The sequence below is a fragment of the Kitasatospora sp. NPDC059160 genome (genome assembly GCF_042755465.1).
Taxonomy (GTDB): Bacteria; Actinomycetota; Actinomycetes; order Streptomycetales; family Streptomycetaceae; genus Kitasatospora.
In genome coordinates, this window is the sequence record NZ_JBHZCN010000061.1 from 41,798 (window position 1) to 57,855 (window position 16,058).

16 protein-coding genes are annotated in these 16,058 nt (G+C 70.8%); 7 read left to right on the plus strand and 9 right to left on the minus strand.

Features of this window, described 5'->3' with window-relative positions; genetic code table 11:
• The first annotated feature begins 113 nt into the window (after positions 1-113).
• The 5 genes from gap to ACFXOZ_RS25080 all read left to right on the plus strand — a co-directional run bounded on the left by gap (position 114) and on the right by ACFXOZ_RS25080 (position 4,083).
• Positions 114-1,118 (plus strand): type I glyceraldehyde-3-phosphate dehydrogenase, encoded by a 1,005-nt coding sequence (gene gap, locus ACFXOZ_RS25060; protein ID WP_375888364.1) that lies wholly within the window; start codon positions 114-116, stop codon positions 1,116-1,118.
• Positions 1,119-1,270: 152 nt separating this feature from the next.
• On the plus strand, positions 1,271-2,473 hold the full coding sequence (locus ACFXOZ_RS25065) for a phosphoglycerate kinase (RefSeq protein WP_375888367.1): 1,203 nt from the start codon (positions 1,271-1,273) through the stop codon (positions 2,471-2,473).
• 7 nt (positions 2,474-2,480) lie between these two features.
• The gene (gene tpiA, locus ACFXOZ_RS25070) at positions 2,481-3,266 is read left to right on the plus strand and encodes a triose-phosphate isomerase (protein WP_375888370.1); all 786 of its coding nucleotides are present in this window, start codon (positions 2,481-2,483) and stop codon (positions 3,264-3,266) included.
• A gap of 87 nt (positions 3,267-3,353) precedes the next feature.
• A complete protein-coding gene (gene secG / locus ACFXOZ_RS25075; protein WP_350509343.1) occupies positions 3,354-3,590 on the plus strand; it encodes a preprotein translocase subunit SecG in 237 nt (78 codons plus the stop codon).
• Positions 3,591-3,795: 205 nt separating this feature from the next.
• Positions 3,796-4,083: an RNA polymerase-binding protein RbpA gene (locus ACFXOZ_RS25080; RefSeq protein ID WP_030308030.1), complete on the plus strand. Its 288-nt coding sequence runs from the start codon at positions 3,796-3,798 to the stop codon at positions 4,081-4,083.
• A 117-nt stretch (positions 4,084-4,200) separates the two neighbouring features.
• Here ACFXOZ_RS25080 and pgl read toward each other — a convergent pair whose 3' ends face one another.
• The 5 genes from pgl to tkt all read right to left on the minus strand — a co-directional run bounded on the left by pgl (position 4,201) and on the right by tkt (position 11,027).
• A complete protein-coding gene (pgl, locus tag ACFXOZ_RS25085; RefSeq protein WP_375888375.1) occupies positions 4,201-4,989 on the minus strand; it encodes a 6-phosphogluconolactonase in 789 nt (262 codons plus the stop codon).
• Positions 4,986-6,074 (minus strand): glucose-6-phosphate dehydrogenase assembly protein OpcA, encoded by a 1,089-nt coding sequence (gene opcA, locus ACFXOZ_RS25090; RefSeq protein ID WP_375888378.1) that lies wholly within the window; start codon positions 6,072-6,074, stop codon positions 4,986-4,988. Before opcA ends, pgl begins: the two co-directional genes overlap by 4 nt.
• Positions 6,071-7,627, minus strand: a complete 1,557-nt coding sequence (gene zwf, locus ACFXOZ_RS25095) for a glucose-6-phosphate dehydrogenase (protein WP_375888493.1) — start codon at positions 7,625-7,627, stop codon at positions 6,071-6,073. Before zwf ends, opcA begins: the two co-directional genes overlap by 4 nt.
• A 64-nt stretch (positions 7,628-7,691) precedes the next feature.
• Entirely contained in the window at positions 7,692-8,834 is a 1,143-nt protein-coding gene (gene tal / locus ACFXOZ_RS25100) for a transaldolase (protein ID WP_375888380.1), read from the minus strand.
• A gap of 93 nt (positions 8,835-8,927) precedes the next feature.
• Positions 8,928-11,027: a transketolase gene (tkt, locus tag ACFXOZ_RS25105; protein ID WP_380524168.1), complete on the minus strand. Its 2,100-nt coding sequence runs from the start codon at positions 11,025-11,027 to the stop codon at positions 8,928-8,930.
• Between the two features lie 463 nt (positions 11,028-11,490).
• On the opposite strand from tkt, the gene ACFXOZ_RS25110 reads away from it, so the two are divergent.
• Complete coding sequence (locus ACFXOZ_RS25110; RefSeq protein WP_375888386.1) at positions 11,491-12,438, plus strand: heme o synthase; 948 nt, start codon at positions 11,491-11,493, stop codon at positions 12,436-12,438.
• A gap of 72 nt (positions 12,439-12,510) precedes the next feature.
• Here ACFXOZ_RS25110 and ACFXOZ_RS25115 read toward each other — a convergent pair whose 3' ends face one another.
• Positions 12,511-13,152, minus strand: a complete 642-nt coding sequence (locus ACFXOZ_RS25115; RefSeq protein ID WP_380592763.1) for a DUF2461 domain-containing protein — start codon at positions 13,150-13,152, stop codon at positions 12,511-12,513.
• 72 nt (positions 13,153-13,224) lie between these two features.
• Between ACFXOZ_RS25115 and ACFXOZ_RS25120 the strand changes: the two genes are divergently transcribed.
• Positions 13,225-13,563: a hypothetical protein gene (locus ACFXOZ_RS25120; RefSeq protein WP_380524163.1), complete on the plus strand. Its 339-nt coding sequence runs from the start codon at positions 13,225-13,227 to the stop codon at positions 13,561-13,563.
• 64 nt (positions 13,564-13,627) lie between these two features.
• Here ACFXOZ_RS25120 and tgmC read toward each other — a convergent pair whose 3' ends face one another.
• The 3 genes from tgmC to tgmA form a co-directional block, all read right to left on the minus strand.
• Complete coding sequence (gene tgmC / locus ACFXOZ_RS25125; protein ID WP_380592765.1) at positions 13,628-14,770, minus strand: ATP-grasp peptide maturase system methyltransferase; 1,143 nt, start codon at positions 14,768-14,770, stop codon at positions 13,628-13,630.
• Positions 14,767-15,741, minus strand: a complete 975-nt coding sequence (gene tgmB, locus ACFXOZ_RS25130; protein WP_380592767.1) for an ATP-grasp ribosomal peptide maturase — start codon at positions 15,739-15,741, stop codon at positions 14,767-14,769. Before tgmB ends, tgmC begins: the two co-directional genes overlap by 4 nt.
• A gap of 1 nt (position 15,742) precedes the next feature.
• Positions 15,743-16,058, minus strand: a 316-nt coding sequence (tgmA, locus tag ACFXOZ_RS25135; protein ID WP_380592769.1) for a putative ATP-grasp-modified RiPP, incomplete at its 5' end; no start/stop codon positions are given.

Sequence of the window (16,058 nt, forward strand, 5' to 3'; positions counted from 1 at the left end):
GGCGCGATGTGCCCTCCCAGGGTCGGGAGAGGTAGGGTCGTAGGCGGTCGGGGACTTCCCAAATCTCATCCCCGTCGGCTCAGCGCCGGCGTACCTAACGAGGAGATCGGTTCGTGACGATCCGGGTAGGCATCAACGGCTTCGGCCGCATCGGCCGCAACTTCTTCCGCGCCGTCAAGGCCCAGGGCGCGGACATCGAGATCGTCGGTGTCAACGACCTCACCGACACGAAGACCCTGGCTCACCTGCTCAAGTACGACACCACCCTGGGCACCCTCCAGGCCGAGGTCTCGCACACCGAGGACAGCATCACCGTCGACGGCCACACCTTCAAGGTGACCGCCGAGCGTGACCCCGCCAACCTGCCGTGGGCCGCCCTGGGCGTCGACATCGTCGTCGAGTCCACCGGCATCTTCACCAAGGCCGAGGCCGCGAAGAAGCACCTCGCCGCCGGCGCGAAGAAGGTCATCATCTCGGCGCCCGCCACCGACGAGGACGTCACCATCGTCCTGGGTGTCAACGACGAGAAGTACGACGCCGCCAACCACCACATCATCTCCAACGCCTCCTGCACCACGAACTGCGTGGCGCCGATGGCGAAGGTGCTGAACGAGAGCTTCGGCATCGTCAAGGGTCTGATGACCACCGTCCACGCGTTCACCAACGACCAGGTGACCCTGGACTTCCCGCACAAGGACCTGCGCCGTGCTCGTGCGGCCTCGCAGAACATCATCCCGACCTCGACCGGTGCCGCCAAGGCGACCGCCCTGGTCCTGCCGGAGCTGAAGGGCAAGCTGGACGGCACCTCGCTGCGCGTCCCGGTCCCGACCGGTTCGATCACCGACCTGGTCGTCACCCTGGAGCGCGAGGTCACCAAGGAGGAGGTCAACGCGGCCTTCCAGAAGGCGGCGGAGGGTTCCCTCAAGGGCATCCTGGCCTACACCGAGGACCCGATCGTGTCGTCGGACATCGTCAACGACCCGGCCTCCTGCATCTTCGACTCGCAGCTCACCATGGTCCAGGGCAACCAGGTCAAGGTGCTCGGCTGGTACGACAACGAGTGGGGCTACTCGAACCGCGTCGTGGACCTGGTCACCCTCGTCGGTGGCCAGCTCTGACGCAGTGGGAGCTGACGTGATGTAGGGGCGAGGGCCCGGACGGCGACAACGTGCCGACCGGGCCCTCGTTCTGCGTACAAGGACTTCTCAGGCGGCCCCTGCGCCGTGCCGCCTCTGCGCATCAACCATCTCCCCAGGAGACAGAAGAACCCGTGAAGACCATCGAAGACCTGGACGTCGCCGGCAAGCGCGTCTTCGTGCGCGCCGACCTGAACGTCCCGCTGTCGGACGGCCGGATCACCGACGACGGCCGGATCCGCGCCGTGGCGCCGACCATCGCCAAGCTCGTCGAGCGCGGCGCCAGGGTCGTCGTCGCCTCCCACCTCGGCCGCCCCAAGGGTGAGCCGGACCCGCAGTTCTCGCTCGCCCCGGTCGCCGAGCGGCTCGGCGAGATCCTCGGCAAGCCGGTCGCCTTCGCCACCGACACCGTGGGCGAGTCCGCCACGGCCACCGTCGCCGCGCTGTCCGGCGGCGAGGTCGCGCTGCTGGAGAACCTGCGCTTCAACGCCGGTGAGACCAGCAAGGACGACGCCGAGCGCAAGGCCTTCGCCGAGCGGCTGGCCGCCCTGGCCGACCTGTACGTCGGCGACGGCTTCGGCGCCGTGCACCGCAAGCACGCCTCGGTGTACGACCTGCCGGCCCTGCTGCCGCACGCCGCCGGCGACCTGATCGCCACCGAGGTCGGCGTGCTCAAGAAGCTGACCGAGGACGTCAAGCGCCCGTACGTGGTGGTGCTCGGCGGCGCCAAGGTGTCCGACAAGCTCGGCGTGATCGACAACCTGCTGGAGAAGGCCGACCGGATCCTGATCGGCGGCGGCATGGCGTACACCTTCCTCAAGGCCCAGGGCCACGAGGTCGGCATCTCGCTGCTGCAGGCGGACCAGATCCCGGTCTGCCTGGAGTACCTGGCCCGGGCCGAGGCGCGCGGCGTCGAGTTCGTGCTGCCGGTGGACGTCCTGGTCTCGGCCGAGTTCCCGGACCTCAAGGGCAAGACCCCGGCGACCTACGACATCGTCTCCTCGGACGCCATCCCGGCCGACCAGGAGGGCCTGGACATCGGCCCGAAGACCCGCGAGCTGTACGCGGCGAAGCTGGCCGACGCGGGCACCGTGTTCTGGAACGGTCCGATGGGCGTCTTCGAGCACCCCGACTACGCGAACGGCACCAAGGCCGTCGCGCAGGGCCTGCTGGACAGCGACGCGTTCACCGTGGTCGGTGGCGGCGACTCCGCCGCGGCCGTCCGCATCCTGGGCTTCGACGAGAACGCCTTCGGACACATCTCGACCGGCGGTGGCGCGAGCCTCGAGTACCTGGAGGGCAAGACCCTTCCCGGTCTCGCCGCCCTGGAGGACTGAGAAACACATGACTGAGCGTCTCCCGCTGATGGCGGGCAACTGGAAGATGAACCTCAACCACCTCGAGGCCATCCAGCACACCCAGAAGCTGGCCTTCGCGCTGGCCGACAAGGACTACGAGGCCGTCGAGGTCGCCGTCCTGGTGCCGTTCACCGACCTGCGGTCGGTGCAGACCCTGGTCTTCGGCGACAAGCTGAAGATCAAGTACGGCTCGCAGGACATCTCGCGGCACGACGGCGGCGCCTACACCGGCGAGGTCTCCGGACCGATGCTGGCCAAGCTCCAGTGCACCTACGCGGTGATCGGCCACTCGGAGCGCCGCCAGTACCACGGCGAGAACGAGGAGATCGTCAACGCCAAGGTCAAGGCCGCCTACCGGGCCGGGGTCACCCCGATCCTGTGCATCGGCGAGCCGCTGGAGATCCGCAAGGCCGGCACCCACGTCGAGCACACCCTGGCCCAGCTGGACGGCGCCCTGGAGGGCGTCCCGGCGGACCAGGCCGAGTCGATCGTGGTCGCCTACGAGCCGGTCTGGGCGATCGGCACCGGCGAGGTGGCCACCCCGGAGGACGCGCAGGAGGTCTGCGCCGCGATCCGGGTCCGCCTGGCCGAGCTGTACAGCGCCGAGCTGGCCGACAAGGTCCGTGTGCTGTACGGCGGTTCGGTCAAGTCGTCGAGCGCGGCCGGCCTGATGGCCAAGCCCGACATCGACGGCGGCCTGATCGGCGGTGCCTCGCTGGACGCCGACGAGTTCGTCAAGATCGTGCGCTACCGTGAGCAGGCAGTAGGCTAACGCCGCCGCAGCAACGTAGGCTTTGGGGCCGGACCGCCGACAGCGGTCCGGCCCCGTCGCCGAAGATACGAGAGAGTTGGTCCGGTCGTGGTTCTCGGGTTCTCGATTGCCCTGATCATCTTCAGCCTGCTGATGATCCTGCTGGTGCTCCTGCACAAGGGGAAGGGCGGCGGCCTGTCGGACATGTTCGGTGGCGGTGCCATGTCCACCGGTGGCGGTTCGGCGGTGGCCGAGCGCAACCTGGACCGCATCACCATCGTGGTCGGCATCGGCTGGTTCGCCTCCATCATGGCGCTGGGCCTGGTCCTGAAGTACAAGAGCTGACGCAGCCCTGACGCCCCGTCGCCCGAGCGCCTATCCTGGGACGGTCGGGGGCGGAGGCGATGGTGGCGGAGGCTTAAGTCCTGCTTACACTAGGACGACTTTCGCCACCGACGCGCACCGCGGCGGGTCGGCGCACCAGCACGCAGGGAGTCAGACCGTGGCAAGTGGCAACGCCATCCGTGGGAGCAGGGTCGGGGCAGGCCCGATGGGGGAGGCGGAGCGCGGCGAGTCCGCTCCGCGCAACAGGATCTCCTTCTGGTGCGCCAACAAGCACGAGACGCGCCCCAGCTTCGCCGCCGAGGCCGTCATCCCGGACACCTGGGACTGCCCGCGCTGCGGCTTCCCGGCCGGGCAGGACGAGCACAACCCGCCGGCGCCCTCGCGCAACGAGCCGTACAAGACCCACCTCGCCTACGTCCGGGAGCGGCGCACCGACGCCGACGGCGAGGCGATCCTCGCCGAGGCGCTGGCCAAGCTGCGCGGCGAGATCTGAGGAGCTGACGACAAAGGGCGCCACCCGTCGAGTGACGGGGGCGCCCTTCGGCGTTCCTGCTGTTCCTGCTGTTTCCGGCGTTCCCCGCCGTCCCGGCCGCGGCGGCCGGGACGGCTGTTACGCGGAGGCCGGCGGGTACAGCTGCGGCGGGATCCGCTCGGCGGCGGCGCGGTCCAGCAGCCACAGGGTGCGGCTGCGGCCGTACGCGCCGGAGGCGGGCGCCTGGAGCTCGCCGGGGCCGGACAGGGCCAGCGCGACCGCGCCCGCCTTGTCCTCGCCGGCGGCCAGCAGCCAGACCTCGCGGGCCGCCCGGATCGCCGGGAGGGTGAGCGAGACCCTGGTCGGCGGGGGCTTGGGGGCCCCGCGCACGCCGATCACCGTCAGCTCGGTCTCCCGCACGCCCGGGTGCTCCGGGAAGAGCGAGGCGACGTGGGTGTCCGGGCCGACGCCGAGCAGCAGCACGTCGAAGGCCGGGACGCCGAGCCGGTCGCCCGGTCCGGCGGCCTTGGCCAGCTCCTCCGCGTAGCGGGCGGCGGCCGCCTCCACGTCCGAGCCGTCCACCCCGTCCGAGGCGGGCATCTCGTGCACCCGCGCCGGGTCGAGCGGGACGGCGTCCAGCAGCTCGGCGCGGGCCTGGACGGCGTTGCGGTCCGGGTCGGCGGCGGGGACGAAGCGCTCGTCGCCCCACCACAGGTCCAGCCGGCCCCAGTCGACCGCGTCGCGCGCCGGGGAGGCGGCGATCGCGGCCAGCAGGGCGTTGCCGTTGCGGCCGCCGGTGAGCACCACCGAGGCGGTGCCGCGGGCGGCCTGGGCGTCCACGATCCGGGTGATCAGTCGGGCCGCGGCCGCCTGGGCCATCAGCTCCTTGTCCCGGTGGACGACCAGCTGCGGGGTCGCGGCCGTCATGCGCTGCCCTTGGCGGCGCGCTTGCCCGCGGCCTTCTTCGCGGCGGGCTTGTCCGCGTCGGCGGTCACCCGGGCCGGGTCGGCCACCGCGGCGTCGGCGGCCGCGGCCGCCGCGTCGGCGACGGGCTCGGCCGCGGCCACCGGGGCGGTCTGCTCCGAGGGCTCGCGCAGCCGCTCGACGGACGTGCGCACGGCCGACGAGTAGATGTCGTCCGGGTCCAGCCGGCGCAGCTCCTCGGCGATCAGCTCCGAGGTCTCGCGCCGCTTGAGCGCCACCTGGCGGTCCGGCGAACCGGGCATGGAGAGCGTGCCCATCAGGCCGTCCGGACGGTCCAGGGTGATGTCCCCGTCCTTGGTGCGCAGGTGCACCGCGGTGATGCCGGGGCCGCCGGTGACGACCCGCTCGACCGGCACGTTCAGCCGGTTGAGCAGCCACAGGCCGAGCAGCTCGACGCTGGGGTTGTAGGACTCGCCCTCGACCACCACCGAGCTGACGGCGGCCGGCCGCTGGTCCAGCGCGGCGGCCAGCATCGAGCGCCAGCCGGTGATCCGGGTCCAGGCCAGGTCGGTGTCGCCCGGGGTGTAGCTCTGGGCCCGCTGGGCGAGCTGGCCGACCGGGGACTCGGCGGTGACGGCGTCGGTGATCCGGCGCTGGGCGAGCGCGCCCAGCGGGTCCTGCGCCGGGTGCTGCGGCGCGTTGTCCGGCCACCAGACCACGGTCGGGGCGTCCGGCAGCAGCAGCGGCAGGACCACCGACTGGGCGTGCGAGGCGAGTTCGCCGTGCATGCGCAGGATGACCGTTTCTCCGGAGCCGGCGTCCGAGCCGACCAGGATCTCGGCGTCCAGCCGGGTCTCGGCGCGGGCCCGGGGCGAGCGGCCGGCGCGCTTGATCACCGCGAGGGTGCGCATCGGGTGCTCGCGGGAGGCCTCGTTGGCGGCCTTGAGGGCGTCGTAGGCGCTGCCCTCGTCGGTCACGATGACCAGGGTGAGCACCATGCCGGCGGCGGTGGAGCCGCTGGTCCGGCGCGCCTCCATCAGCGCGGCGTTGATCTTGCTGGACGTCGTGTTGGTGAGGTCGATCTTCATGGCCGCCGCCAGCTCCTGCCGTCTCGTGCGAGCATCTCGTCCGCCTCGGTGGGGCCCCAGGTGCCCGCCGCGTACTGGGCGGGCTTGCCGTGGGCGTCCCAGTACTTCTCGATCGGGTCGAGGATCTGCCAGGAGAGCTCGACCTCCTGGTGGCGCGGGAACAGGTTGGCGTCGCCGAGCAGCACGTCGAGGATGAGCCGCTCGTACGCCTCCGGGCTGGACTCGGTGAAGGACTCGCCGTAGGCGAAGTCCATCGTGACGTCCCGGACCTCGAAGGAGGTGCCCGGCACCTTGGAGCCGAACCGCACCGTCACGCCCTCGTCCGGCTGGACCCGGATGACCAGGGCGTTCTGCCCCAGCTCCTCGGTCGCGTAGGAGTCGAACGGCAGGTACGGGGCGCGCTGGAAGACCACCGCGATCTCGGTGACCCGGCGGCCCAGCCGCTTGCCGGTGCGCAGGTAGAACGGGACGCCCGCCCAGCGGCGGTTGTTGATCTCCAGCTTGATGGCCGCGTAGGTGTCGGTCTTGGAGTCCGGGTTGATGCCGTCCTCGTCCAGGTAGCCGACCACCTCCTCGCCGCCCTGCCAGCCGGCCGCGTACTGGCCGCGCACGGTGTGCCGGCCGAGGTCGGCCGGGAGCTTGACGGCGCTGAGCACCTTGAGCTTCTCGGCCACCAGCGCCTTCGGGTGGAAGGACGCCGGCTCCTCGATGGCGGTGAGCGCCATCAGCTGGAGCAGGTGGTTCTGGATGACGTCACGGGCGGAGCCGATGCCGTCGTAGTAGCCGGCCCGGCCGCCGATGCCGATGTCCTCGGCCATGGTGATCTGCACGTGGTCGACGTACGACCGGTTCCAGATCGGCTCGAACATCTGGTTGGCGAAGCGCAGTGCCAGGATGTTCTGGACCGTCTCCTTGCCCAGGTAGTGGTCGATCCGGAAGACCTCGTCGCGCGGGAAGACCTCGTGGACGACCTTGTTGAGCTCCTGGGCGCTCTCCAGGTCGTGGCCGAAGGGCTTCTCGATGACGGCGCGGCGCCAGGAGCCCTGCGGCGGGTCGGCCAGGCCGTGCTTCTTGAGCTGCTGGACGACCGTGGGGAAGAACTTCGGCGGGACGGACAGGTAGAAGGCGAAGTTGCCGCCGGTGCCCTGGGCCTTGTCCAGCTCCTCGATGGTCTCGCGGAGCTTGTCGAAGGCCTCGTCGTCGTCGAAGGTGCCCTGGACGAAGCGCATGCCCTTGGCGAGCTGCTGCCAGACCTCCTCCCGGAACTGGGTCCGGGCGTGCTCCTTGACCGCGTCGTGGACCTCCTTGGCGAAGTCCTCGTCCTCCCACTCGCGGCGGGCGAAGCCCACCAGGGAGAAGCCCGGCGGCAGCAGACCCCGGTTGGCCAGGTCGTAGATGGCCGGCATCAGCTTCTTGCGGGACAGGTCGCCGGTGACCCCGAAGATGACCAGACCGGACGGCCCCGCGATGCGCGGGAGCCGCCGGTCGGAGGGGTCACGAAGCGGGTTGACGGGGGCGGCCGGGAGGTCGTCCGCGTCCGATTCCGACGTCAACTCGGGGAAATCAGTGCTCACTTGGTGTGCTCCGCTTTCGTGCGCTGGCTGTGTGAGCGGGGGTTCACTTCTCGTTGGCGAACGCGGCCAGCGAGGCGGTGACGGTGTCGAGCAGCTCCTGCCAGGACTGCTCGAACTTCTGCACGCCCTCGTCCTCCAGCACCTGGACGACGTCGTCGTAGTCCACGCCGGCGGCCGCGATGGCGTCCAGGACGGCCTTGGCGTCGGCGTAGTTGGGGACGATGGTGTTGCCGGTGACCACGCCGTGGTCGCCGGTGGCGTCCAGGGTGGCCTCGGGCATGGTGTTGACGGTGCCCGGGGCGACCAGCTCGGTGACGTACAGGGTGTCCGGCAGGGCCGGGTCCTTGACGCCGGTCGAGGCCCACAGCGGGCGCTGCGGCTTGGCGCCGGCGTCCTCCAGGGACTTCCAGCGGGCGCTGCCGGCGGTCCTGCCGTCGACCGAGCCGAAGACCTCCTCGTACGCCTGGTAGGCGAGGCGGGCGTTGGCCAGCGCGGCCTTGGAGCGCAGGTCCTTGGCGTCGCCGCCGATCTTGTCCAGGCGCTTGTCGATCTCGGTGTCCACGCGGGACACGAAGAAGGAGGCCACCGACTCGATCTGGGAGAGGTCCAGGCCCTTGGCCTTGGCGGCCTCCAGGCCGGTCAGGTAGGCGTCGATGACGGCCTTGTAGCGCTCCAGCGAGAAGATCAGCGTGACGTTGACGCTGATGCCCAGGCCGATGACCGCGGCGATGGCCGGCAGGCCGGCCTGGGTGGCGGGGATCTTGATCAGGACGTTCGGGCGGTCGACCAGCCACCACAGCTGCTTGGCTTCGGCCACGGTCGGGGCGGTCTCGTGCGCCAGACGCGGGTCGACCTCGATGGAGACCCGGCCGTCACGGCCGTTGGAGGCGTCGTAGACCGGGCGCAGCACGTCCGCGGCGTCGCGCACGTCCGAGGTGGTGATCATGCGGATCGCCTCGTCGGTGGTGACCCCGCGGACGGCGAGGTCGCGCAGCTGGCCGTCGTAGGAGCTGTCGCCGCTGCCGGCGATGGCCTTCTGGAAGATGGTCGGGTTGGTGGTGACACCCACCACGTGCTTGTTCTGCACCAGCTCGGCCAGGTTGCCGGAGTTCAGCCGCGCGCGGCTGAGGTCGTCCAGCCAGATCGCAACGCCTTCGTCGCTGAGGCGCTTCAGTGCGTCAGTCATGGTGCTTCAGTCCTTCGTCTTCTTCTGCTTCGTGGGGTAGTCAGAGGGGCCGGGCCGTCGACGTGCGGGTCTCGGGCCCGGCCGCGGGAACTGCTAGCGGTTGACGGCTTCGAGGGAGCGCAGGGCGTTGTGCGCCTCGGCGACGACGCGCTCGGAGGTCAGGCCGAACTCCTCGAACAGCACCTGGTAGTCGGCGGAGGCACCGAAGTGCTCCAGCGAGACGATCCGGCCGTGGTCGCCGACCAGCTCGCGCCAGCCCTGGGCGATGCCGGCCTCGACCGAGACGCGGGCCTTGACCGACGGCGGCAGCACGCTGTCGCGGTAGGCCTGGTCCTGCTCCTGGAACCACTCGAAGGACGGGACCGAGACCACGCGGGTCGCGATGCCCTCGGCCTCCAGGACCTCGCGGGCCTTGACGGCCAGCTGGACCTCGGAGCCGGTGCCCAGCAGGATCACCTGCGGGTCGCCGTTGCCGGCCTCGGCCAGCACGTAGGCGCCCTTGGCGGTGCCCTCGGCGGAGGCGAAGACCTCGCGGTCGAAGGTCGGGACGTTCTGGCGGGTGAGCGCGAGGCCGACCGGGCCGGGGTGGCTGGTCTGGCGCTCGATCACGGTGCGCCAGGCGACGGCCGTCTCGTTGGCGTCGGCCGGGCGGACCATGGCCAGGCCCGGGATGGCGCGCAGCGAGGCCATGTGCTCCACCGGCTGGTGGGTCGGGCCGTCCTCGCCGAGGCCGATCGAGTCGTGCGTCCAGACGTAGGTGACCGGCAGCTTCATCAGCGCGGCCAGGCGCACGGCCGGGCGCATGTAGTCGGCGAAGACCAGGAAGGTGCCGCCGTACACGCGGGTCCTGCCGTGCAGGGCGATGCCGTTCATGGTCGAGCCCATGGCGTGCTCGCGGATGCCGAAGTGGATCGTCCGGCCGTACGGGCTCGCCGACTTCAGCGGGTTGCCCTCGGGGAGGAAGGAGCTGTCCTCGTCGATGGTGGTGAGGTTGGACTCCGCGAGGTCGGCCGAGCCGCCCCACAGCTCCGGGATCACCGCGCCGAGCGCCTTGAGGGTCTCGCCGGAGGCCTTGCGGGTGGCGACGTCCTTGCCGGCCGGGAAGGAGGGGACGGCCTTCTTCCAGCCCTCGGGCAGCTCGCCGGCCTGGATGCGGTCGAACTCGGCGGCCCGGTGGGCGTTCGCGGCGCGCCAGGCGTCGAAGCCCTGCTGCCACTGGTCGCGGGCGGCCTTGCCCCGCTTGATGACCTGACGGGCGTGCTCGATGACCTGGTCGCTGACCTCGAAGGTCTTCTCCGGGTCGAAGCCCAGGACCTTCTTGGTGGCGGCGATCTCGGCGGCACCGAGCGCGGAGCCGTGCGCCTTGGCGGTGTTCTGGGCGTCCGGGGCCGGCCAGGCGATGATCGTGCGCATCGCGATCAGCGACGGGCGGGAGGTCTCGGCCTTGGCGGCGGCCAGCGCACCGGCGAGGGCCTCGACGTCGATGTCGCCGTTGGCCTTCGGGGTGACCCGCTGGACGTCCCAGCCGTACGCCTCGTAACGCTTGAGGACGTCCTCGGAGAAGGCGGTCTCGGTGTCGCCCTCGATCGAGATGTGGTTGTCGTCGTACAGGGCGACCAGGTTGCCCAGCTTCTGGTGGCCGGCCAGCGAGGAGGCCTCGGCCGAGATGCCCTCCTCCAGGTCGCCGTCGGAGACGATGGCCCAGACGGTGTGGTCGAAGGGGGACTCGCCGGCCGCCGCCTCCGGGTCGAACAGGCCGCGCTCGTAACGGGCGGCCATCGCCATGCCGACCGCGTTGGCGATGCCCTGGCCGAGCGGTCCGGTGGTGGTCTCCACGCCCGCGGTGTGGCCGTGCTCCGGGTGGCCCGGGGTGCGGCTGCCGGCCACGCGGAAGGCCTTGAGGTCGTCCAGCTCCAGGCCGTAGCCCGAGAAGTACAGCTGGGTGTAGAGCGTCAGGCTGGTGTGCCCGGGGGAGAGGACGAAGCGGTCGCGGCCGACCCAGGCCGGGTCGGTCGGGTCGTGGCGCAGGAAGCGCTGGAAGATCAGGTAGGCCGCGGGGGCCAGCGACATGGCCGTCCCGGGGTGCCCGTTACCGACCTTCTGGACAGCGTCCATCGCCAGGACCCGCGCCGTGTCAACCGTGCGCTCGTCCAGGTCGCTCCACTCGAATGCGTTCTTCGGCGCAGTGCTCACCCTGTCTCAGGGCTCCTTCCATTGTGAAGAGTGACCCCGTGAATGGGGACCGGGTCGGCCACGGCGCTGTGGTCCCGACTGTGGATGGTGCCGGTCACGGAGGGTAGATCCCGCTTCTGCGTGCGAGCCTACCGTCCGGGCCGGGGCTCACCCTCCGTGCCGGGACAACCGGGATTTCCGCATGGTGATTCCCACTAGGGCGTTCTGATCCCTTTCGTCCCAGGCTCTCCCGATTCGGCTGGGCGCGCCGCCCGGGTGGTCAAGGCGGGTTGCGGGGACGCGGCGGAGGCGCTTCGTGGCTTCACCCAGTCGGTTGACCCGGGGGAGGGCCGTCCGCCCCGCCGGGGGACCCCGGAGCCGGTTGGGATGTATGGAGCGTCTATGGTGTCGTGGTACGCGCAGAGCGGACGATTCGGGACCCTTCGTTCCTGTGGACGCCTGCGAAGTTTCATCTTCAGTTGGGGTGTTAGTGACCGCCGTCGAAACCCGTCCCGCCGGGGTCACCGGGGCGACTCCTGCGCACCGGCCCATCGGGGCCCGTGTCGGCGCCTTCGTCGCACTGACCAAGCCGCGGATCATCGAGCTGCTGCTGATGAGCACCGTGCCGGTGATGTTCCTGGCCCAACAGGGCGTGCCGAACATGCTGCTGGTGCTCAAGGTCGTGGTCGGCGGCTACCTGTCGGCGGGCGGTGCCAACGCCCTCAACATGTACATCGACCGCGACATCGACGCGCTGATGACCCGCACCGAGCGGCGGCCGATCGTCACCGGGATGGTGTCCCCGCGCGAGGCGCTGGTCTTCGGCATCGCGCTCGGCGTCCTCTCCACCCTGTTGCTCGGCTTCGGGGTCAACTGGCTCTCCGCCGGACTCGCGCTCGGCGCGCTGCTGTTCTACGTGTTCGTCTACACGCTGGGGCTCAAGCGGCGCACCTCGCAGAACATCGTCTGGGGCGGCATCGCCGGCTGCATGCCGGTGCTGATCGGCTGGTCCTCGGTGACCGACTCGGTGTCCTGGGCGGCGGTCGCGCTGTTCCTGGTGGTCTTCTTCTGGACCCCGCCGCACACCTGGGTGCTGTCGATGAAGGTGCGCGACGACTACGAGCGGGCCGGCGTGCCGATGCTCCCGGTCGTCAAGGGCAACGTGGCCGTCGGCAAGCAGGTCGTCGCCTACTCCTGGGTGATGGTCGCGGTCTCGCTGGCCGTCTGGCCGCTCGGGCACATGAGCTGGCTGTACCCCGTCGCCGCGGTGCTGCTCGGCGGGTTCTGGCTGCGCGAGGCGCACGCGCTGTACGGGCGGGCCAAGGCCGGGATCGTGGGCGCCAAGCTCAAGGAGATGCGGCTGTTCCACTGGTCGATCACCTACCTGTCGCTGCTGTTCGTGGTGTGCGCGATCGACCCGTTCGTGAAGTAAGGCCCCCGTTTCTGGTTGCGCGAAGAGCCCCGGTCCTGGTGGACCGGGGCTCTTCGCGTTGTCTTCGTGTCGTCACCGGGCCGGTAGCTCGGAGGGGCCGACGTGGTCGTCCAGCCAGTCCTTGAGCGGCTGGGAGGCTTGGAGGAAGGCGGTGATCCGGGTGTGGGCGGTGCGGGTGCCGAGCCACTTCGCGGGCGGCCACTCCTGCCAGGCGACCAGTCCCTTGTGGCGGAGCAGCTCGATCCGCGGGTGGTCCTTGGGGAAGCCGCGCGGGGCGGTCTTGAGGGAGTCCCGGCCGAACACCTGGGGGCCGTCCTTCTCCACCGCGGCGATCACCCGCTCCAGCTCGGCGCCGCTGACGTCCTCGGCGACGGCGGCGCGGTAGCGGTCCAGCTGGTCCGGGGCGAGCTGGTACATCCCGTTGCCGCAGGCCAGGCCGTCGGCGGAGAGCTGGATGTAGCCACCGGCCTCCAGGTGCGCGCCGATGTGCGTCTTGTACGGGGACTTGTCGGCGCTGAACCGGACGTCCCGGTTGGGGCGGAAGATCTTCCCCGGCCCGAACTCCGGCTCCAGCTCGGCGAGCAGCAGCTCCATCGGCGCCCGTACGGCTTCGTCGTACTGCGCCTTGTGGGCCTGCCAGAAGGTCTTGGAGTTGTCGGCCTCGAGGTGCTCGTAGAAGTCCAGCGCCTCGGCCGGCCAGCCTGTGAACGTCATGTTCCGAGTATGTGGCCCGGTGCACAGGGCGCTCCCGTCGCCAGCGCCTCTACCGGTGGGTAGCATGCGGGCATGAGCAGCGCAGAGACCGCCACCGCCGCCACGCCGGACGCCCGCACCGAGCGCCGCGCCAAGCGCATCGCCAAGCACCTCACCAGCTTCGCCCAGCAGCACGGCGGCAGCGCCGACGCGGTCGTCGAGTACGTCGGCGGCGTGGCCACCCGCATCGTCGTGGTCGGCGCGGACGGCGCCTGGGGCGACCAGGTCGCCCCCACCTACGCCGTCGGCCGCCGGGCCGCCGAACTGGCCGGACTCACCCTGCACGAGAACTTCGAGGGCGAGCTGGGCCTCAAGGTCAAGACCGGCCCGTACGAGTGGAAGCGCATGGCGGGCATCCAGCTCGGCGGCTGAGTCTTCGAGTGTGGTGACGGCCCGGCTCCCCACGTGGGGAGCCGGGCCGTCGTGTTCAGCGTGTTCAGATGGGGAGGTTCCAGCCCGGGCCGTCCTCCTGGCCGATCCAGACGCGCTGGCCTGAGCCCGAGACGGTGATCCCGAAGCCCTCCTGGTGTGGCTCGCCGGCCCGCTGCCAGGCTTCGACCGCGCTTTCCACCTGGTCCCAGAGCCGGAGCGGGCCGCGCTGGATCACGCTCCACCCGCCGACCGGGTCGGGCGCGGTCCGGGCCTGGGAGCCGGTGGCCACGTCGGAGAGGATCTGGTGTCCGCCGGCTCCCATCCGCTCGGCCGAGGGCGCTGCGAGCTGTGCGACCCAGCTGCCCGTCCAGGTGCCGATGATCTCGGGGTCGATCCTGGTCGGGCGTTCGTCTCCGGGGAGCAGGGACAGGCTCTGGCGGGGCGGCCGGTCGTGGGGGCGGGCCATCATGAAGCTGGTGTAGCCGGGCAGGAAGCGGCCGGCGGCCTCACCGGGGGCGGTCACGGTGAGGAGGGCGAGGCCGAACCCGAAGGACCAGCCCGACAGCGTGACCAGGATCCGGCCGCCGGGCTTCACCTGGTGCAGCCACGGGGGTGGGACGTAGCGGACCGCGCAGGTGGCGATCAGTCGGTCGTAGTCACCGTCTTCCGGGTCGCCGAGCAGTCCGTCGCCGATGACCAGCCGGGGCGCGTAGCCCGCTGCGGCGATGGCCGTAGCCGCGGTCGCGCCCACCGTCGGGTCGTACTCGACGCTGGTGATGGCGGTGTCCCCGAGGCGGTGCGCGCCGAGGGCGGTCGAGTAGCCGGTACCGGTGCCGATCTCCAGCACCCGGTGGCCGGGCTCGACGCCGAGTTGGTGCCACATGCGCAGGACGAGGGACGGCAGGGTGGACGAGGAGGACGGGGTGCCGGTCGCGGTCCCGTCGGGCACGTCCTCGGGACGGGTCCGCCCGTCGAGCTGGGTGACCAGCGTTTCGTTGGTGTAGACGTGCTCCAGCCACCCGGGCTCGTGCTGGTGGACGGGGCGGTAGACGGTCGGGTTGCTTCCCGGCACCGGCACGAAGAACGACCCGACGAACAGCTCCCGGGGGACGGTTCGGGCGGCGTCCTCCCAGGCGGGTTCGGTGATCTTGTCCTCCCCGGTCAGGCTGTCCACCAGGGCTGCGCGGAGCTGCGCCGATGTGCTCATGAGTCGGGACCTCTCTCCAGCTGGTCGGCAATGGCCTGGGCGATCGCGGCAGTGGTCTCGGCGGGCTGCCACGCCCACTGGCCGTTGGGGTTGCACTCGAGAAAGCTCCAGTCGCCGCGGACGGTCACGGCGAAGTCGAACGCACCGAAGGCCAGGCGGAGTTCGGCGAGGTAGCCGGTGATCGCGCGAGCGACCGGCTCGGGTACCTCGATCGGTGCGCACGTCATCAGGTCCTGTCGGTGGCGCCAGTCGAGATCGGGGCTGTCGATCCGGACCGCGAACAGCCTGTCGCCAACAGCGGTGACTCGCGCGTCGAAGGCCTTGTCCACCTTGGCCTGGAACAGGTGCGGGCAGACGGACACGGCGTCGGTGATGTCGGTGGGGTCGACTTCCCATACCCATACGGTCCGTGCGGTTCCGTCCTCGGCGCGGAAGCGGCTGTCCCACAGGGGTTTGTAGACGGCTCCACCGGGATGGTCGGTGCAGAACCGGCATGCTTCGGCGGGATCGGTGGTGATGACTGTGTCCGGGACCAGGAACCCCGCCCGGCTCGCCACGGCGAGCTGGGCGGGCTTGTACTCCGCATCGCGGATGCGCCACGGGTGATTGACGTAATGGGCTCCGGGGAGCGATGCGAGGATGCCGCCGACGCCCCAGAACGCCTGTGAGCCGGCGAACTTCGCCGTGTGCTCGTCCAGCCCCGAGGGTGCCTCGTAGGGCGAGGGGCGGCGGACCCAGACCGACCGCACCCGGGTGAGGTCGAGCTCCCGGCTCGGCGTGCGGAGAACGCCCCGCTGCTCGCCCGTGCGGTACTGGGCGGTCAGCAGGGCACCTTCGAGCAGATCGGCACCGGGGTCGACCCGGACGACCGGGACCCTGCGTTCGGCCAGGATGCGGAGCACTACGTCGGCTGTCACGTCGTAGGCGTTGGTCAGGACCAGGACGGCGGCCCGGTGCCGATCCGGTGTCATGTCAGCCCGTTCCCTGGTCCTGGTCGATCGCGGGCATGCTGTCCATGTCGGTTGGCGCGTTCTGCTGCCCGCTCTGGCCGTCGCCGCCGCCCGTGCTCGTGGGCGTGCTGGTCTCGGTGCTGGTGCCGTGCGCACCCATCTCGACCGTGTGGCCGTGCTCGTCCATGAACACGGCGATCTGCGTCTCGGGATCGATCACGGGCGTGAGGGCCGGGATCGAGCTGGACCCGGGGTACGGCCCCATGCGGGTGGTGCCCCACGGTGCGGTGGTCATCTGGACAGTTCCTCCTTGGGCATTGGTGATTGAGGGCGAGAAC